This is a genomic window from Flavobacterium ginsengiterrae, assembly GCF_039539785.1.
Taxonomy (GTDB): Bacteria; Bacteroidota; Bacteroidia; order Flavobacteriales; family Flavobacteriaceae; genus Flavobacterium; species Flavobacterium ginsengiterrae.
The window spans coordinates 421,142-441,451 of the sequence record NZ_BAABDU010000002.1; the positions used below are offsets into that span (position 1 = coordinate 421,142).

Sequence of the window (20,310 nt, forward strand, 5' to 3'; positions counted from 1 at the left end):
ATTTTAGCTTTATTCTGTACCGCCGCCCAGTGCCCGGTAAAGATTTACTGCTGCATTTAATTTTTCTAATTTTATGGTAACTACATCAAGGTTGTTTTGCAGCGCACTGTTTTGGGCCGCAATAACCTCTAAATAATTAGCCATACCGCTTTTGTATAAAAGAGAGGCATCTGTTGTTGCTTTTTCTAAAGAAGCGGCTTTTTCTTCTGCCAGTTTAATTCGCTCATCGGCATATTTTAAACGTGCCATTGCATCTGAAACTTCTCCTACTGCCGTTATAAATGACTGCTTAAACTGTACAACCGCTTTTTCCTGTTCGATAACAGCAACTTCATAAGCCGTTCTTAAAGCTTTTTTTCTAAAAATAGGCTGTGCCAGATTTGCCGCTATATTTTTAGTAACCGAACCCGGAAAATTAAACCACGTATCAAATTCAAATGAATTAATTCCAATTGACGGATTTAAGCTCAGCGTTGGATACATTGTTGCTTTCGCAAGTCCTGTTTTCGCAGTAGCCGACATTACGGCATATTCGCTGGCTTTTACATCTGGTCTTCTGCTTAAAAGCGAAGCAGGCACTCCAGACGGCATTTCAAATGCAAATTCATCTACATTTAAATTCCCTGCACGGGCGATTGTATTTGGATATTCACCGCATAAAATCTGTAAAGCATTTTCCTGAATCGCAATATTGACTTTTGCCAAAGGAACCAGTAATTCTGCGGTTTTTTTCTGAGCTTCTGTTTGATTTACAGCCAATGAACTTATTGATCCTGAATTGTACTGCAGTTTCATCATATTCAAAGTATTATCACTCAATTCGATGTTTTGCTCTGCAATTTTAAGCTGCTCGTCTAATCCCAAAAGATTGTAATACGCCTGCGCTACCTGAACAATAATTCGGGTTTTTAAGGCTGATAAATTTTCTTTCTGAGCAAAATAAGCGGCTTTTGCATCTCTTTTCTGCATAGCAGCTTTTCCCCAAATATCTACTTCCCAAGACATACGAAGATTAGCACTATAATCGTCCATATAATCTTTGCTTGTAAACTGCGCACTTAATGAACCGTTTAATGAATTTTTAGACAAATACGAACGGCTTGCCGCAGCATCAAAATCTAATGTTGGAAGCAATGATAATTTTGCCTGTTTGTAATTTAAATCCAGCTGTTCCATGCTTTTGACCGCGATAAGCACCTCGTTGTTTTTAACGAGGGCTTTATCAATCAAATTAACTAAAAGCGGGTCTTTGTAATACGTTTTCCAGGAATGTAAAATAGTATCTCCTGTTACGGTTAATTCCTCTCGGTATTTATCGGGAGCGTTCAATTCGGTGCGGGCATATTTTTTGCCCACAACGCATGACGTTAAAATTATACCCGAAAATACCGTGATTCCAATTTTATATAGTATTCTCATTATTATTCTTTTATAGGTTGAATGGCTTTTTTTCCTGATACTTTTTCCTGTAAATATTGAAATACAATGAAAAGAAGCGGAATTACAAAAACTCCCAAAATTACCCCGCTCAACATTCCAATTGAGGCACTTACACTTATCGAACGGTTTCCTACTGCAGTTCCTCCCGAAGCAAACATCAATGGAATCATCCCCACAATAAAGGCCAGCGATGTCATGATAATAGGTCTTAACCTTGATTTTGCACCTTCAAGAGCCGCTTCGGTAATGGTTAATCCTGCCTTACGCCTTTGCAACGCGAACTCTACAATAAGAATAGCATTTTTGGCCAAAAGCCCCACAAGCATAATTAATCCTACCTGAACGTAAATGTTGTTATCTAAACCAACTGCTTTAATTCCGGCAAATGCACCCAAAATTCCCGTTGGAATAGAAAGCAATACAGCCAATGGCAATAAATAACTTTCGTATTGTGCTGCCAGTAAGAAGAACACAAAAAGAAGACATAATCCAAAAATGGCAATAGTCTGGTTTCCTCCTGCTTTTTCTTCCAAACTTAAACCTGTCCATTCGTAACTGTAATCAGATGGAAGTTTATCTAAAACTTTTTCCAAATTCCCCATAATCTGACCGTTACTATATCCCGGCAAAGCCATTGCGGTAATATTTACCGAATTGTAAAGGTTGTAACGGTTTACAGATTCCGGTCCATACACTTTATGGAATTTCACTATCGATTTTACAGGAACCATCTGCATATCGGCATTTCTAACGAAAATTTCATTAAATGCATCCTGATCCATTCTAAAAATTCCGTCGGCTTTTACATTTACTCTGTAAAACTTACCAAATCTGGTAAAATCTGACGATTGATCTCCTGCAAAATAGGTTTGAATATTTCCTAAAAGTTCCTTTATATTCACGCCCATTTGACGCGCTTTTTCTTCATCAACTTCTAATTCTAACTGCGGATAATCGGCTCTAAAAGTTGTATACGCATATTGAACTCCCGGCTGCTGCATAATCTGTCCAATCACTTTATCAGACATTGCTTTTAAAGTTTCCGGATTTCTTGCCATTCTGTCCTGTAAAACAATTTCGGCACCGCTCGTTACTCCAAATCCTTCAACCGGAGGCATTCTGAATACCATGATCGAACCTTCTTTAATTGTCGACAATTTCGCTGTAACACTATTTAAAATTTCGTCAATGTCTTTAACTTCGCCTCGTTCTTTTTTAGGTTTTAATTTAATGAAACCTAATCCATAAGCCGTACTGGCACTATTACTCAAAATGTTAAATCCGGTAATACTGGTATTAACATCAATCGCTTTTTCTGTTTCCAATATTTTCTCCATTCTCTCGACAATTTCAGTCGTACGATCAAGCGCTGTTCCCGGAGGCATAGATAAACTGTAAACCATAAATCCGTCGTCTTCCAGCGGAACGAAACTCTTTGGAGTCGACATCATCATCCATACCGCAATTGCAGATATTCCGGTTACTAATCCTGCAGCAAGCCATTTTTTTCCAATAAGAAAACGAACTGCTTTGATATATCTTCCAGTCAGATTATTGAAACCAGTATTAAATCCGATAAAGAAACGTTCTTTAAAACTTGTTTTATGGTGGTTTTCGCCATGTTCGCCGTTGTGGACATTTTTTAAAAGAAGTGCACACAATGCCGGAGTCAGCGTAAGCGCATTTACTGCCGAAATAATAATTGCAATGGCCAGCGTATAAGCAAACTGCTTGTAGAAAATTCCCGAAGATCCGGTCATAAATCCAATTGGAATAAATACAGCCGACATTACTAAAGTGATCGAAATAACGGCTCCTGTAATCTCTGCCATGGCTCCGTGAGTCGCTTCTTTGGCTGTCAGACTTCCATCTTCTTCCATTTTACTGTGCACGGCTTCGACAACTACAATCGCATCATCGACGACAATACCAATCGCTAATACCAAAGCAAAAAGCGTTAAAATATTAATCGTGAAACCAAAAACAAGCAGGAAGAAAAATGTACCTACAATCGCTACCGGAACCGCAATGGCCGGAATAATCGTAGAACGAATGTCCTGCAAGAATATAAACACTACAATAAATACCAGAATAAAAGCTTCGATTAAAGTCGATTTTACCTGACCGGTTGCCTCATCTAGTCTTTCTTTGGTACTCATTACATTGACGTATTTTATTCCCGGAGGAAAAGATTTTGATAATCTTTCTACCTCTTTGTTTACGCCAATTTCAATATCGTTTGCATTGGAGCCCGAAGTCTGTAAAATAGCCATTGTAACGGCATTTAAGGAATTCGATTTGTTGTCTCCACTGTATGATATAGAACCAAACTCTACTCTCGCAACATCTTTAAGTCGTAATAGACTGCCTCCGTTGTTTTTAACGACAATATTTTCATATTGTTCCGGTTTGTTTTTCTTTCCTTTATAACGAATTACATATTCTAAAGCAGCTTTGGATTCTTCTCCCAGTTTTCCGGGTGCCGACTCTAAACTCTGATCTGCAATGGCTTGTGTTACATCTGAAGGAACTAAACCTGCATTAGCCATTTTTCGAGGATCCAGCCAAATTCGCATCGAGTAATCTTTCTGCCCGAAAATCTGCACCTGCCCTACTCCCGGTACACGTTTAATTTGCGGAACCAAGTTTATATTAGCATAATTCTGCAAAAACAACTCGTCGTATTTGCTGTTATCATCTGTATAAAGATTGAAAATAACAATCATACTATTTTGTTGTTTTGAAGTCGTAAGTCCCATACGGACTACTTCCTGAGGCAGTTTTGGAGTCGCCTGCTGCACTCTGTTCTGCACATTTACCGCAGCCTGATCAGGGTCAATACCCTGTTTAAAAATTACGCTGATCGAAAACGATCCATCGTTACTTGCAGTAGATTTTATGTACTGCATATTCTCTACTCCGTTAATTTGTTCTTCGAGCGGTGTTACCACAGATCGAATAACGGTTTCACTGTTACCTCCCGGATACGAACCGCTTACCATTACAGTTGGAGGCGAAATATCTGGAAACCTCGTAACGGATAATCTCGTAAGACCTATGATCCCCAATATTACCAGAACAATAGAGATTACGGTGGCCAATACCGGCCTGTCTATTATATTTTTTAACATGGATAATGTTATTTATATTAAATCAAAAATTATTTACTGCTTACAGCTTTTGCAGTTTTGGGTACAACTTCCATACTGTCGTAAAGAACGTCGATAGAATTTAGGGCGATTTTATCCCCCGATTTTAAACCTGATTTTACGAAATAATTCGTTCCTGAACTTCCTCCAATTTCAATAGGAACCATGGCTACTTTGTTTCCTGGTTTTAAAACAAAAACAAAGAATTTATCCTGAATATCCTTAACACTTGCCATAGGAACAGTAATAACAGATGATAAACTGTTATTTAAAATAATTCTGGCAGAACCTCCTGAACGAAGCAGTTTTTTAGGATTTGGAAAAATAGCTTTTAATGAAATCGTTCCTGTAGTACGATCGATATTACCGCTGGCAACTTCCAGTTTTCCTTTCTGGTCATAAGTACTGTCATCAGCCATAATCAGGCTTACAGTTTGATTTGATTTTGAATCTTTTGAAAAAGAAAGATAATCTGCTTCTGTTAATGAGAAATAAACAAAAACAGTATTAATGTCTGAAAGCACTGTTAACGGAACTGCATCTGCCGGCGTAACTAAATTGCCGACACGATTTGGAATTCGGCTGATATAACCACTTACCGGAGCTTTTATTAATGAGAAATCAGCATTTAATTGTGATGATCCAAGTGCAGCTTTTGCCTGCGCAACTTGTGCCACAGCGGCCTCATAATTAGCCTGAGCTGTTTTTAACTGCATGTCAGAGAAAACTTTCCCGTCGACCAAAGGTTTGATTTTTTCTACTTCCAGTTTAGCGTTTGCCAGATTCGCCTGAGCGCTTTTATATGCCGCAAGGCTGTTGTTTACCTGCTCTGCATAAACATCTCCTTTAATTTTAAAAAGAGACTGGCCTTTGTTTACATAATCTCCTTCTTTTACATAAATAGCTTCAAGATAACCTGAAACCTGTGCTTTTATATCAACGTTCACCATACCTTCTACAGTTCCGGGATATTTTTTTTCTACTTCGCCCGTAATAGATTCAGCCTGAAAAAAGTCTACTTCCGGCTTTGGCGCAGCAGGGGCTCCTGCATCGCTCCCGCTTTTACCACAGGATGAGAAACTGATTATAACCAATAAAACAGCCGCTTTACTGAGTGTTATATAATTTTGGAAAAATTGTTTTGTCATTTTAATTTCACTTTAATGAATTCGTCTAATTTGACGGCAAAATAACAGCTCAAAACACCTTTAAAAAGGGATAAATTTACCCAAACGTAATTTTTCGATACTGAAACGAATGTTCAATATAGTGTCGAGAAGCACAACGAGGATAGTTTACATTTTAAACCAAGAAAATGATTATCGGTATAATTGTAATAAAGAAAAAATTGCTTTCGCAGATAACAAAAGCAAGAAACAAATTCAGAAAAAAGAAACCTTAGAAGCTTAGCACCTAAGAACCTTAGCAACTTAAAAAAATTTATCTATCCATCCACTGCTTAAAAAAAGGTGCTTTTTCTCTGCTGATAATTACTTCACGTTCAGCATCGGCTTTCAGCTGAATTTTAAGTTTGGCATTAAAGTAATTCGCAATAGATTTTATGCTTTCGGCACGAATAAAAAACTGTCTGTTGGCACGAAAGAAAATATCAGGGTCGAGTTCCTGCTCCAATTCTTCCATGGTTTGTGGAATAGGAATAACCATTCCTGATTTTAAAACCAGATTTGAGGTTTTAAATTCTGAATAAATAAAGTCAATATCGGTAACATTTACGCTTTTATAACCGTCACGATACGTAACTAAAAAGCGAAGACGGAAAGTAGGTTTATTGATAAAGCCTTGTAAAATTCCGGCAATATCGCTGTAACTGTCGGTTTTAGATAAGGTTTTGAATTTCTGCAGTGCAAATTCGAGTTCGCTTTTATCAATAGGTTTCATCAAATAATCGATGCTGTTGACTTTAAAAGCTCTTACTGCATATTCGTCATAAGCTGTTGTAAAAATAACGGGACTGCTGATTTTTACTTCTTCAAAAATAGAAAAACTAATTCCGTCAGCAAGACGAATGTCCATGGTTATTAAATCTGGCTTATCGTTTGTTTTGAGCCATTTTACGGCGCCTTCAACCGTGTCTATAATATCCAGAATCTCGCAATTGGGTTCTAATTCTTCCAAAAGCCTCTTTAAACGGCTGGCATTAATACTCTCATCTTCAATAATCAAAATTCTCATACTCTCTATATTAATGGTAAACGCACTGTAAAACTTTCTAACGATTGTGAAAAAACCGGTTTTTTGTTGAATAAAATTTTATAACGAAACTCTATATTTTTACGTCCTACGCCTGTAGAAACCAAAGTTTTGCCCGATGTAGGCTGTAAATTATTCTTTACGATTATATTATTTTCTTCGGAATAAATCGAAATTATCAGCGGACTTGATAAGGTTGCCATATTGTGTTTTACGGCATTTTCGACCAATAATTGCAGTGATAAAGGTGGTAAATGAAGATCAAGACAATTGCTGTCGACTTCTAACTGCAGCTGTATTTTTTCGCCTAATCGTTTCTTTAGCAGATAGAAATAGGCATTGAGAAACTCGATTTCTTCTCTTACTGTAATAATATCTTTATCTAAGTTTGAAATCATGTAGCGGTAAACGCGCGTAATGTTTTCTAAAAATGAAGCTGCCTCCTGCTGATCTTCATGAATAAGTTCTGTTAATGTGCTGAAATTATTGAAAATAAAATGCGGATCTAATTGAAGTTTAAGAGATTCTAATTGAGATCGTGTCACGGCTTCCTGAAGTTTTGAAGCTTTGATTTTAAGTTCTGCCGCTTCGTTTGACGTTAAACGCCAGCGGTTAAGCAAAAATATTCCGGTATGAACGGAGCTGATAAAAAGAGATAATATGGCGGCCATAATATTAGACTGCCAGATAATAAGGAGTTCGTTTTCTTCTAAACAAGTTTCGGGATATAAATAATTCCACAAATGCGAAAAAATAAAGTTTAAAAGAATGTTTCCAGCAATAAGGCAGATAAATTGTGCTATGGCCCTAAAAATAGGATTGTGTTCCCAGCGAATTAACCGGTTTAAACTTCGGCCTACAAAAAGGCTTAATTCTGTTAATACGCCGCAGTATACCAGAATAATAAAAATATCAAATGACTTGTCGAATGATATTAAGGAATCTTGTTCGAATTTCTGGTTTGGGTTTAGAAGATAATATGATGACAAATACACTAAAAAAACCACAGGAATTACTATAACTCTATAGTATTTGTAGAAAAAATTTTTTCCGGTGATTTTATTTTGAATATTTGAACCCATTTACATTTGCAACAATTTGGTAATTACTAAAATTAATAGTTTTAAAAACACATAGAAACATAGGTTTTGGAACCTCAAAAAAAGCGTTTCAGTTTCATTAACAAACATCATATATCTGTTATGGAAAATGTACTTTCTTTCAATTCTTTTTAACCACAATCAAAACCTATGTTTCTAATGTGTTAATTATGATTTACGACAACTCTGGTACTAAAATTTTCTTTTTATTTTCTATTTTAGTTGTTTTTTGAGATTTTCTTTCTCTCATAACTCCCCATTTTAAACAGGTTGCTCCCCATGAAAATCCTGCTCCAAAAGTAGTAATCAAAAGGTTTTGACCTTCTTCAAAATCTGCCGCAAAATCCCATAAACATAAAGGAATAGTTGCCGATGTTGTATTACCGTATCGGTCAATATTTACTTTAACCTTTTCCTTGTCAATGTTTAAGCTTTCGCTTACAGCATTAATGATTCTTAAATTTGCCTGATGCGGAATAACCCAGTCAATTTCATCAGCATCGAGATCATTGCTTATTAAAACATCTCTCGAAACGCTCGACATTGCCGCTACAGCTTTTTTAAACACAAATGATCCGTCTTGTTTAATGTAATGTTTTCTGTGCAAAAGACTTTCCATACTAGCCGGAAATTTAGAACCTCCTGCCGGTACAACCAGAGATTCTGTCCCGCTTCCGTCAGTTTTCAGGATGCTTTTCATTAATCCATATTCGGTTTCTGTTTTTTCCAAAAGAACCGCACCTGCTCCGTCTCCAAAAAGAATACAGGTATTTCTGTCTTCATAATCTACAATCGAGCTCATTTTGTCTGCTCCAACTACGATAATTTTTTTGTGACGTCCGCTTTCAATCAGCGAAGCACCCATTTCAAGCGCATACAAAAAACCGCTGCAGGCACCATTCATGTCAAAACCAAAAGCATTCGTTAGTCCGCTTAGTTCGCATATTTTACTCGCGGTTGGTGCCAAAAGATGATCTGGTGTTGCTGTTGCCAGTATAAGCGCATCAATTTCTGAAGGATCAACTTCATAATTGCTCATTAAATTTTCAATCGCCGCACTGGCAAGATCAGATGTGCCCTTGCCTACTGCAATTCGCCTCTCTTTTATTCCGGTTCTTTTTTCAATCCATTCTTCTGTAGTTTCAACAGTTTCTGAAATTGTTTTATTGTTTAGGATTGAAGTGGGTACAAAACCGCCTATAGCTGTAATTACTGCCTTCATTTTTCTTGTTTTTTTGTTATTTTATTTTTTATTAAACAGTACAGAAAATTACCTCTTTTTAGCGTAACAAGACGCACTGTTTTCAATATTAACAAAGAATTAATAACTCCCTTTTTTGATTATTTTGGGGCTGTTTTTCTATTTTATTGTTTATTAATTCTTTGGAATAGATAATAACGGAATATCTAATCCTGCTGCCATAATTCTGGTTTTGCTTTTATGAACCAGTGAGTCCCAAAAACCATATTTTTGAGGCACCATTACTAAAATATCGGCCTCAAAATTCTTGATTTCTTTCTTGATTTCGTTGATTACGGCGTTTGATCGTACATTTTTGTAAATATATTTTACTTCTTCCAGTTCTTTTTCGACAGATGAGTTAAGTAAAATTTTGCCCTGTTCTTCTTTAATTTCATCCAGCTTTTTGTCTACGCTGAAAAATTCAATTTCAGAACCTAAGTTTCCAATTACGCTTCTAATCCAGGTAAATCTTCGTATTGACGATAAACTTAAAGTATCGCAGGCATACAGGATTTTTTTAGCATTATTAAAACGTGCATTTTGCGGAACGGCTAAAACCGGAATATTTAAATTTTTTATGACCGATGTAGTCGAATTTCCCATTAAATCCTGCTCCAGAGAACGTTCTGCCATTCCCATTACAACAAGATTTGCTTCAGTCTGGCTAATTATAGCCGGAAGTTCATCTTCTAAAAAAGAATAACTGCAAATACTGTCTGTTGATATTTTAAACAAATCAGCAATTTCAGTGCTTAATGTTTTAAGTCTTAAAGCTGCTTTATCCATTTGCTTCTGCATTGATTCAGCAGTAATTAAAGAATTAGCGCTGTGAACGCTTAAAGAAAACGAATTAAATAAAATAAGTTTAGCTCCCGTAGCTTTAGCTAATCCTGCAGCATACGCTACAGCGTTGTTTGCTATTGAAGAAAAATTAGTGGCGGCGATTATAGTAAGTGGAGGAATCATAAATATATTGATTAAACATTTTTAGGGTAAAAATGTCTAATTATTCCTTTCCTTTATTTTTAAAGTTACCCAATAATCAATATTGAAGACCCAACCGTAAAAATTAGTTTCTGAAAAATAGCGCAATACCCGGAAAAACAGCGTAGATTTTAGATTTCTTAAAATTATAAGTAATTTGCTGTTAACAGCGTAAATAATCGAGCAGCTCGATTTTCATTGTATTTTACCCTTTAAAACAGGTCATTTACCCAATAAGTTATATCAAATAAAAATATCCGGTAGCAGGTTACTAAAACGGGTATTTTTACTCATTTTAATCTGCTTTTTTTTACTTATTTATTACCTAATTGTTCATTCTGCATAGAAAACAAAACAAAATAAGTCCTATAATCTGAAATAAGTGCAGATAATACAGAAAATAACATTCTGTGTAAAATCTTAAAAAACCATAATGCTGTAAGAAGGAAAAAAATAATCCTGATAATAAACAAAATATCATCAGGAATCGAGAAAATACATTAGAAAGAATTATATCTGAACAAATAATCCATTAGGGAAATTCTACCGAAAATCCCTGATTTTTATATTCCAGATAATTTGAGAGAGTCTATTTCACCAATACGCTTATAGTATTACTTAGATTTTCTTTAATAATAAAGTCCTGAATAAACTCCTTAACTTCATGGCTGGCTTCGACCTTTGTTTCAAATGAATTGATATGAAACTCATCATCCTGATCGCTGATGTGGATAATTTCTGTATATCCTTTCGATATCAAAGTGCCTTTCAGTTTAATAATGTTTGACTGCTGCTTGCCGTCCAGCTCTTTACGAACCTGTAGTTTTATAGCTCTTTCCATTTGTAAATATTTTTAAATAGTTAACTCTCATTCAATTATAAATTTATAATAATTAGTAATTCGAAAAAATATTTTAACACACCCCACAACCTATTATTTATCAACACCTTATGAACATATTATAAATAGTTCAAAAACGGTCGCTTTTAATTGCCGCTTTATCTAAAATCGTTCTTATAATTAAGTAACTATTACATAAAATGCTATAAAATAATTACTTGGATATGTGATTATTTTTGAATTGAAACTTATATACGATAAATTATTAAAAACAGATTTTATATGACAACAGATACTAATAGATTTTATAATCAGGACGATTATAATTTCACAAACGATAATCAGAGTTATGTTGACCAATATGAACAAGAACACATTGGCGATGAGGCTTTTGAAGAAGAAAAATTACTAAATCAGGATCAAAATTATCTGGATAACGAATTTACAAATGCGCTGGACAGAGATGAAGATGACGAAATAGAACCGGAATATGATGAAGATGGACTGGAAGAAGATGGACTGGAAGAAGATGAATGGGATGAAGACGATGATCTGGATGAAGATGACCTCGACGATGATTTAGTTGAAGATTATGACGAAAACGACCGTGAAATAGAGAGCTTTTCTGATGATGGATACAAAATTGATTAATCAGAAAACAGAAAAGTAAAAAGCCAATGACAATCAGTTCATTGGCTTTTTTCTACAATATAAATGGAACTATTGGCTGGTTAGTTTTCTAAAGCTAATTTGGCAGTGACTTTTCTGTCGTAAACAATTACAAAGGTAATCCAGACCGCTAAAAGCGCTATAATTACCATAAGTTCCTGATCGCGTACTCCTTTTACAAAGAAATTATTCAGCGAGTGAACTCCTGCAACGGCAATAAGTGAACCTGTTTTAGAATATATCTTACCAATTCCCCAGGTTCCGAAGAAAATAATACCAAGAAAAATCATATTTGTTGGCGTCATGTTAAGATTTAAATGCCATACAAACCATAGAACGGCAATAATTAAAATGGAAGTAAATTTTGGAAGTCCTTTTAATTGTTCCTGCAAAAAACCACGCCATCCAATTTCTTCTAAAAGTCCATATACTAAAACGGTAAAAGCAAATACGATTGGAAAAGTGCCGTATAAAAAGTAAAATAATGTTGTTATTACAATTGCCGGAAGCACCCAAAAAACAACAAAAGGCAAAACAAGATTACTGTATATTCCTTTTAATGACATTGGATTCTCTAGTGAAAATATTTTTATAGCTGCAAATGCGCCCAAAGCCGGCCCAACTCCGCGAAGTAAAATAAAAATGTAATCATGAACATTAGCACTTATTATATCTGTTTTTACTGCTATATATCGGCATACAATAGCGATGATGTAAAAAACTGTAATGGCTCCGTAGTTAATTTTTGGTTTCATAAGTTATCTTTTTGTTTAGGTTGAGACAAACTTAGCAATAGGAAACCAAAATAAAATTGACTTTGGGTAAGAAATTACTTCTCGTTAATTCTTTTTCGAATACGGCTTAAACTTTCTGCCGTTAATCCAAGATAAGAAGCAATTACTTTTAAAGGCGTTCGCTGGAAAATCTCAGGTCTGGATTCTATCAATTTTAAATAACGATCCTGAGGCGAGAGCGTTAACAGATCGATTTGTTGCTGCTGTTTTTGTATATATAACATTTCAGAAACTGCTTTTCCAACCCGCAGACCGGCTTCAGAGCGGCTATAAAGTTCATTCAGATCTTTATGAGAAATAGACCATAAAACAATATCTTCTAAAGCTTCTACCTTAATAATAGACGGTTTTTGATTTAGAAACGAAAGATAATCGCTTATAAAAGATCTTTCGTAAAGCAGATTAATACAGATATCCCGGTTTCCGTCCCAGACAAATAATCCTGCCGAACCTTTAATAATGATATTCAGAAATTTTTCTACCTGATTGTATTCCTTTATAATCTGCGATTTTTTGAATTTCCGAACTTCAATCTTTTCTGAAAATCCGTCCCAGATATTCGTATTGGAAGGATAATACGAATCAAAAATCTTTTTTACATCTTCTGGAGAAGGATTTTGGGGCATAGTTTTAAAAATATTGATTTACAAAAACCAAATTACAAAACTAATTTTAGGAAAATCCTCAATTTTCCTTTTTTTCTGCATCTTTTTTTGAAAAAATTAAGAAACCTTATTTTTCAAATTACTATATTTGACGCACTTTAAACAATAATAAATCCTCTTTTTTAAGGACGAATTTTATAATATCTGCTATACACTTTAAATGAAACCTGCTAAGTTCATATATGTCGTTTTACTTTCGCTGCTTTGCTTTTTTAGAAGCACCGAAACGTATCACCCGATTTTAAACACCAGCAGCTGCATTACCTTAGACAGCGTTGAAGCAGATGATACGCAGATTTTTTCTACAGACTTTTCTTCTTCTAAAAATTTAGAAGTTCATTACAAGCTCAAAAAGAAAATGAAATGCAGAGCGACTACTTTGGAACAAAGTACGATCAAAGCTCCGTATTTTAGTAATTTAGTCAACTTCAAGCTCTGCAAAGAGACTTTGATATATGGTATAGCTTCAATATACCACATCGATAGACATCCACATCTTCATTTGTATCAGTTGTTCTAGGCTTTAATTTTTTGACGTTTTTATATTCTGGTTTCCGGAACAATAACTCATTTACCTATGTAATTGAGCTGTTATTGCTATAAAAACATTCCTAAAACGGTACTTTTCCAGCAGAGAAGCATCGCAATCCATTTTTATTTTTCATTCCGAATGTTTTCGGAAACAAAATCCAAATTCATACTCCCGATATTTTAGTATCATGGGAGAATATCTATTTATTCAAAAATTTGAACCTAATGATCAGTATTTATAAAAATAAATTTCTTTTATGCGCCCTGGCTTTATTCGTTTTGGTCTCGTGCGGAGATAAATCAAAAAAAGATTCTAATAAAGTTAAAACGTTTCCTGTTTATAAGGTTACACTAAAAGACACTATAGTTTCGAGCAAATTTGTTGCCGATGTACATGCTAAAAACAATGTAGAAATCCACGTTCGTATTCCTGGTTTACTAGATAAAGTATACGTCAGTGAAGGACAAAAAGTAAAAAAAGGACAAATCCTTTTCAAAATAAGCGATGTTGAACTTCAGATTCAGCTTTTAAAAGCCGAAGCCGTTTACAAAAGCTCAAAAGCCGATTTAAGAATCGCAACTGTTGAATTAGAACAAGCTCAAACACTTTTCAATAAAAAAGTAATTGCAGACAAAGAATTAGAATTATCGAAAGCAAAACATGAAGCTGCTTCTGCGAAAGTAGCACACGCCGCTGCAGAGAAAAAAGCTATTGACCAGCAGATTAGTTTTACCACTATCCGCGCGCCATTTGACGGAACTGTTGACAGAATTCCGTTTAAAGAAGGAAGTTTAGTAGAAAACGGTTCATTATTGACCACTGTTTCTCAATTAGACGATGTTTACGCCTATTTCTCAATTCCTGAGAACACGTATTTCCAAATGATGGAAGACAAAAGCTTAAACACGCAAGGCGATATTAAACTTGTATTGCCAAACGGACAAGTTTACGATCAAAAAGGAGAATTAAGAACGGCTGATGGAGATATTGACAGACAGACCGGTTCTATTCAATACAAAGCAAAATTTCACAATCCTCAAGGATTTATCAAACACGGAACTTCTGGAAAATTGATTATTTCAGAAGCCAAAACCAATGCAATTTTAATTCCGCAGAAAGCTGTTTTTTCTATTCAGGACAAACAATACGTTTTCCGCGTGAACAAAGATGGAGTAGTTAAAATGACAAATGTTACAATTGAAACGACTCTGGATGATGTGTATATCCTGAATGAAGGTCTAAAAAGCGACGACCTTATTGTACAGGAAGGTACACAGTCATTAAGAGACGGCGATAAAATCAACATTAAACAAATGTAGGTTATCGACTTGTAAAACAGTTATTTAATTATTTATCTAAAAAATTTAAAATGATAGAGTTATTTATCAGAAGGAAAATATTGTCATTAATCATCTCGGTTATGATAGTCCTTCTGGGATTGCTGGCATTGTTTCAGCTTCCCATTACCCAATTCCCAGATATTGTACCACCGTCTGTAACCGTTACAGCAAAATATACAGGAGCAAATGCAGAGGTTTCAGCCAATGCCGTTGCCCTTCCGTTAGAAAGAGCCATAAATGGAGTTCCGGGAATGACCTATATGTCAACCGTAACATCTAATGATGGTTTAACTTTAATTCAGGTTTTCTTTGAAGTAGGAACAGATCCCGATTTGGCGGCCGTAAACGTGCAGAACAGGGTTACAACGATTCTGGATGAACTTCCGGAAGAGGTTATCCGCGCCGGAGTTACAACCGAAAAAGAGGTAAACAGTATGTTGATGTACCTGAACATTACCAGTACAGATAAAACGCAGGACGAACAGTTTATCTTCAACTTTACGGATATTAATATTCTTCAGGAATTAAAACGTATCGATGGTGTCGGTCGTGCCGAAATCATGGGACAGAAAGAATATTCGATGCGTGTCTGGTTAGATCCGGAAAAAATGCTTTCGTATAATATTTCGGCAAATGAAGTTATTGCTTCACTTCAAAAACAAAACATTTCTGCCGCTCCGGGTAAAGTGGGCGAAGGTTCAGGACAAATGAACAACCAATTACAATATGTAATTAAATACGGAGGGAAATTCTTTGAGCCAAATCAGTACGAAGAAATTCCGTTAAGAGCCAATCCAGACGGAACAATTTTAAGATTAAAAGACATTTCGAAAATTGAATTTGGTGCAATGAGTTACGGAATGGTTTCTAAAACCGATGGAAAACCTTCTGCATCAATCATGTTGAAACAGCGTCCGGGCTCAAACGCTTCTGAAGTAATTGCGAGCGTAAAAGAAAAAATGACGGAATTAAAAGGTTCTTCTTTTCCTCCCGGAATGGAATTTAACATTGCGTATGACGTATCTCGTTTCCTTGACGCTTCGATTCATGAAGTATTAAGAACTTTGGTTGAAGCCTTTATTTTAGTGGCATTCGTAGTTTTCCTTTTCCTTCAGGATTGGAGATCGACTTTAATTCCGGTATTAGCCGTTCCTGTCGCGCTTATTGGTGCATTTACTTTTATGTCGATGATGGGATTCTCGATTAACTTATTGACTCTTTTCGCTCTGGTACTTTCTATTGGAATTGTGGTCGATAACGCGATTGTCGTTGTCGAAGCTGTTCACGTAAAAATTACCGAAGAACACATGTCGCCAATGGATGCTACAATCAGCGCCATGAAAGAGATTACTGGTGCCGTTATCGCAATTACAATTGTAATGGCCGCGGTATTTATTCCGGTTGCTTTCCTGAGCGGTCCGGTTGGAGTTTTCTACAGGCAGTTCTCGTTAACAATGGCAATTAGTATCGTGATTTCGGGTATTAATGCTCTTACCCTTACTCCTGCCCTATGTGCTATTATGCTGAAAGCACACGATCCAAATAAAGAAAAAAAATCGCTTTTAGATCGTTTCTTCCACAGATTCAACAATTGGTTTGATAGTATTACTTCAAAATACATCAAAGTATTAGTAAAATTTGCTGATCGTAATACCGTTACAGTTGGTTTATTGGTGCTGTTTTGTGTTCTAACCTGGGGAACAACCCGCTTTTTAGCATCAGGATTTATCCCAACTGAAGATCAGGGAATGGTATATGTGAGCGTTACAACACCACAGGGAGCAACAGTGGAACGTACTGAAAAAGCATTAGACGAAGTAACCAAAATTGCGCAAGGAATTAAAGGTGTTGACAACGTTACTACTCTTGCCGGATACAGTATTGTAACTGAAATCGCCGGAGCTTCTTACGGAATGGGAATGATTAACTTAAAAGACTGGAGCGAACGTGATATTTCGGTTACCGAATTTATGGCGGAGCTTACAGAAAAAACAAAAAATATTACCGACGCACAAATCGAGATTTTTGCACCGCCAACTGTTCCCGGATTTGGTAACACAAGTGGTTTTGAGCTTCGTTTACTGGATAAATCTGGCGGAAGCATCACCAATACAGATAAAGTAACCAAAGAATTTATAAAAGAATTAAATGCTTCGCCAGAAATTCAGAACTCCTTCTCTAGTTTTGATGCTACTTTTCCGCAATATTTAATTCATATTGATTATGATTTGGCGGCTAAAAAAGGAATTTCGGTTGATAATGCCATGAGCACTTTACAGACCATGTTAGGTTCTTTTTATGCAACCAATTTTATCCGTTTCTCTCAAATGTATAAAGTAATGGTTCAGGCAAGTCCGCAATTCCGTCAAAATCCGGAAAGCATTTTAGATATGTATTTGAAAAATGACGCTGGCGAAATGGTTCCGTTTTCGACATTTATAAAACTGGAACGCGTTTACGGACCCGAAGTTTTAACACGATACAATATGTATATGTCGGCAATGATTAACGGTGAACCAGCAGAAGGTTACAGTTCTGGAGATGCTATTGCTGCTGTTGAAAGAATTGCTGCAGAAAAACTCCCTAGCCGTTTTGAATTGGAATGGTCTGGTATGACGCGTGAAGAGATTCTCTCAGGAAACCAAACCATTTACATTTTTGCATTATGTATTTTGTTTGTGTATTTATTGCTTGCGGCACAATACGAAAGTTTACTGCTTCCGTTTCCGGTACTATTAAGTCTTCCGGTTGGAGTTTTTGGTTCTTATCTGGCACTTTTAATGGTAGGATTAGATAACAACATTTATGCTCAGGTGGCGCTCGTCATGCTGATTGGTCTACTCGCCAAAAATGCCATATTGATTGTCGAATTTGCCATGGCACAGAACAAATTAGGACGTGATATTACCGAAGCAGCGATTGAAGGCGCAAGACTTCGTTTCAGACCTATTCTTATGACATCATTTGCTTTTATTTCAGGATTAATTCCGTTGTGTATTGCAAGCGGAGCCGGAGCGATAGGAAACCGCTCTATTGGTACTGCTGCTGCCGGAGGAATGCTTATAGGAACTGTTTTTGGATTAATCATAATTCCGGGACTTTACATTCTGTTTGCCAAATTAGAAAAAGCAATGAATAAAAATTAAAAAATGACACATCAAATAAATCGATATATAATTTGCGGAGGAGTTTTGCTGCTTACAGCTTGTTCTGCTCCCAAAATCAATGATAATTTAGCGGCTAAAGAACTACCCGAAAACTTCGATCTGAAACGCAAAAAAGCGACAGACAGTCTTCAGGATTTTATTCCGCTGAAAACAGAAACATATTTTAAAGACGAAAAACTGGAAAAGCTTTTAAAGAAAGCCATGGCTCAAAATCCTGATTATTTAATTATGCAGGAAAGAATTTTGATTGCCAATTCAAATTTAAAAGTGGCTAAACTTGGGCTTCTTCCCTCTTTAGATCTTGTTGCTGATGCTTCCGGAACGCATTACGGAAAATATACAATGGACGGTGTTGGGAATTTCGATACCAATTTTTCGCAGAATATTAACGAAAAACAAAGAATAAACGAAAATGTTTCGCCTAACCTGTTTCTAGGCGGAAAAGTTTCATGGGAAGCTGATATCTGGGGAAAACTAAGCAATCGTAAAAAAGCAGCACGCGAACGTTTTTTTGCTTCACAGCAAGGAATGCGTTTGCTGCAAACGAGATTACTAAGTGATGTTGCTGATTTGTATTATAAACTGATTGCTTTAGATAAACAAGCATTGATTTACCAAACAAATTTAAAAACACAGCAAAAAGCGCTTGATATTATTTCGGCGCAGCGATCTGTGGGAAAAGCAACAGAATTAGCCGTTCAGCAGTTTAATGCTCAGAATAATAATATTTTGGCTGAAGCCGAACAATTAAATCTAAGCATCGATCAAACTGAAAAAGCGCTGTTGAGTCTTTTAGGAGAATACGGTGGAAAAATCGACAGAAGTTCTGATTTTTTATCTGGTCATTTGGCTGTTTTAAATCAAAAAATAAGCGTAGATTCGATTATTCATAAAAGACCTGACGTAGCCGAAGCATATCATGAACTTCGCGCTTCAAATGCTGATGCAAAAGCGGCTCGCGCTGCTTTTTTTCCGACTTTAAATTTGGGCGGTTATGCTGGATTTAACTCGTTTTCGTTTTCGACTTTCTTTGACAACGGATCGTTTGCATGGCAATTACTAGGCGGATTAACAGCTCCTGTTTTTAATAAAGGACAAATTAAACAGGAATTTTTTGTATCCAATAAGAGACAGCAAATCTCGTTATTGCAATATCAAAATACGATTACAACGGCATATAACGAATTGAGCGCTTTACTGCACAGAACAGAATCTTTTGTAGATGTTTTAAAATACAAATCAAAAGAAATTGAACATCTGGAAATTGCAGTAAATGTTTCAAACGATTTGTACTTAAGCGGTTATGCCAATTATCTGGAAATTATTAATGCACAAAAAAATAAACTGCAGGCCGAACTTGACTTTGTAGACATTCAGTTAAAAAATGCAGAGTCTCAGGTTTTATTGTACAAGGCTTTAGGAGGTGGAATTAACTAATCTTAAAGTAACTACTGGTCGTAAACTTTTGAATTAGTACTTAAAAACTGCAGTTACAAATCCCATCCATTAAACCGGATGGGATTTTTATTATTTAAAAATCAGTTTGCGGTAAACTCTTTTACATTCAGTTTTAAAATACTGCCATACGCTTCTGCTGCTTTATGAACCTGAACAGTCCAGTCTTCGGCAGCATTATCATCGGCACCGTCAGAAATATACTTTAAACATAAAAACGGAATATTTTCTTTCATGGCAATCATAGCCAGCGCATACGATTCCATATCAACAAGATCGTAAATAGTTTGAGTATGTTTCATTTCAAAACTATCTCCCGTTCCGCAGATTCCTAACGGAAGTCCGTTCATTTCTAAACCATATTCCAAAACCGGAGGCAAACCAGACAAAGGTGTTTCATATAATTCAAAACCCAAACCTCGAACGTCCATATCTCTTTGAACAAATTTCGTACAGCATACTACATCGCCTTTCTTAAAATGCGTGCTTCCAGCTGATCCCAGGTTTATGATTAATGAGGGTTTATGCTGTTGTATAGCTTTAGTTAGTTCATAAGCAGCATTCACTTTTCCTATTCCTGTTATAAGTGCGGTATGATCTTTAAAAACTTCTGCTGCTTCAGAGGCCAATGCAAATGTAAACAGGACTTCTTCTGCCGGATATGTATGTTTTTCGTTTATTTGTATCATAAAAATTAGTTCATTTTTGAGATGCAAATAT

Annotated in this window: 16 protein-coding genes; 5 read left to right on the top strand and 11 right to left on the bottom strand. The window is 35.9% G+C overall.

The window, feature by feature from the left end; translation table 11 throughout:
- Positions 1-9: 9 nt before the first annotated feature.
- The 8 genes from ABD859_RS02635 to ABD859_RS02670 form a co-directional block, all read right to left on the bottom strand.
- On the bottom strand, positions 10-1,419 hold the full coding sequence (locus ABD859_RS02635; protein WP_345139863.1) for an efflux transporter outer membrane subunit: 1,410 nt from the start codon (positions 1,417-1,419) through the stop codon (positions 10-12).
- A gap of 2 nt (positions 1,420-1,421) precedes the next feature.
- Positions 1,422-4,571, bottom strand: a complete 3,150-nt coding sequence (locus ABD859_RS02640) for an efflux RND transporter permease subunit (protein WP_345139866.1) — start codon at positions 4,569-4,571, stop codon at positions 1,422-1,424.
- A gap of 29 nt (positions 4,572-4,600) precedes the next feature.
- Complete coding sequence (locus ABD859_RS02645) at positions 4,601-5,737, bottom strand: efflux RND transporter periplasmic adaptor subunit (protein WP_345139869.1); 1,137 nt, start codon at positions 5,735-5,737, stop codon at positions 4,601-4,603.
- Between the two features lie 292 nt (positions 5,738-6,029).
- On the bottom strand, positions 6,030-6,782 hold the full coding sequence (locus ABD859_RS02650) for a LytR/AlgR family response regulator transcription factor (RefSeq protein ID WP_345139872.1): 753 nt from the start codon (positions 6,780-6,782) through the stop codon (positions 6,030-6,032).
- A 5-nt stretch (positions 6,783-6,787) separates the two neighbouring features.
- On the bottom strand, positions 6,788-7,882 hold the full coding sequence (locus tag ABD859_RS02655; protein ID WP_345139875.1) for a sensor histidine kinase: 1,095 nt from the start codon (positions 7,880-7,882) through the stop codon (positions 6,788-6,790).
- Positions 7,883-8,075: 193 nt separating this feature from the next.
- Positions 8,076-9,122, bottom strand: a complete 1,047-nt coding sequence (locus tag ABD859_RS02660) for a 3-oxoacyl-ACP synthase III family protein (RefSeq protein ID WP_345139878.1) — start codon at positions 9,120-9,122, stop codon at positions 8,076-8,078.
- A 153-nt stretch (positions 9,123-9,275) separates the two neighbouring features.
- Positions 9,276-10,109, bottom strand: a complete 834-nt coding sequence (locus tag ABD859_RS02665) for a universal stress protein (protein WP_345139881.1) — start codon at positions 10,107-10,109, stop codon at positions 9,276-9,278.
- 607 nt (positions 10,110-10,716) lie between these two features.
- Complete coding sequence (locus tag ABD859_RS02670) at positions 10,717-10,968, bottom strand: hypothetical protein (RefSeq protein WP_345139884.1); 252 nt, start codon at positions 10,966-10,968, stop codon at positions 10,717-10,719.
- Between the two features lie 282 nt (positions 10,969-11,250).
- Between ABD859_RS02670 and ABD859_RS02675 the strand changes: the two genes are divergently transcribed.
- Positions 11,251-11,619, top strand: coding sequence for a hypothetical protein (locus ABD859_RS02675; protein ID WP_345139887.1), 369 nt, complete (start codon positions 11,251-11,253; stop codon positions 11,617-11,619).
- Positions 11,620-11,699: 80 nt separating this feature from the next.
- Here ABD859_RS02675 and ABD859_RS02680 read toward each other — a convergent pair whose 3' ends face one another.
- Together ABD859_RS02680 and ABD859_RS02685 are read right to left on the bottom strand one after the other, a co-directional pair.
- Positions 11,700-12,392 (bottom strand): CPBP family intramembrane glutamic endopeptidase, encoded by a 693-nt coding sequence (locus ABD859_RS02680; protein WP_345139890.1) that lies wholly within the window; start codon positions 12,390-12,392, stop codon positions 11,700-11,702.
- A 74-nt stretch (positions 12,393-12,466) separates the two neighbouring features.
- Entirely contained in the window at positions 12,467-13,057 is a 591-nt protein-coding gene (locus tag ABD859_RS02685) for a Crp/Fnr family transcriptional regulator (protein ID WP_345139893.1), read from the bottom strand.
- Between the two features lie 199 nt (positions 13,058-13,256).
- On the opposite strand from ABD859_RS02685, the gene ABD859_RS02690 reads away from it, so the two are divergent.
- The 4 genes from ABD859_RS02690 (at position 13,257) to ABD859_RS02705 (ending at position 19,572) form a co-directional block, all read left to right on the top strand.
- Positions 13,257-13,616 carry a hypothetical protein gene (locus ABD859_RS02690; RefSeq protein WP_345139896.1) on the top strand — a complete coding sequence of 120 codons (360 nt, stop codon included), beginning with the start codon at positions 13,257-13,259 and terminating at the stop codon, positions 13,614-13,616.
- A 236-nt stretch (positions 13,617-13,852) separates the two neighbouring features.
- Positions 13,853-14,947, top strand: a complete 1,095-nt coding sequence (locus ABD859_RS02695; protein ID WP_345139898.1) for an efflux RND transporter periplasmic adaptor subunit — start codon at positions 13,853-13,855, stop codon at positions 14,945-14,947.
- Between the two features lie 50 nt (positions 14,948-14,997).
- Complete coding sequence (locus tag ABD859_RS02700; RefSeq protein ID WP_345139900.1) at positions 14,998-18,114, top strand: efflux RND transporter permease subunit; 3,117 nt, start codon at positions 14,998-15,000, stop codon at positions 18,112-18,114.
- 3 nt (positions 18,115-18,117) lie between these two features.
- On the top strand, positions 18,118-19,572 hold the full coding sequence (locus ABD859_RS02705) for a TolC family protein (RefSeq protein WP_345139902.1): 1,455 nt from the start codon (positions 18,118-18,120) through the stop codon (positions 19,570-19,572).
- Between the two features lie 101 nt (positions 19,573-19,673).
- Here ABD859_RS02705 and ABD859_RS02710 read toward each other — a convergent pair whose 3' ends face one another.
- Positions 19,674-20,279 (bottom strand): 5'-methylthioadenosine/S-adenosylhomocysteine nucleosidase family protein, encoded by a 606-nt coding sequence (locus tag ABD859_RS02710; RefSeq protein ID WP_345139904.1) that lies wholly within the window; start codon positions 20,277-20,279, stop codon positions 19,674-19,676.
- Between the last annotated feature and the right edge of the window lie 31 nt (positions 20,280-20,310).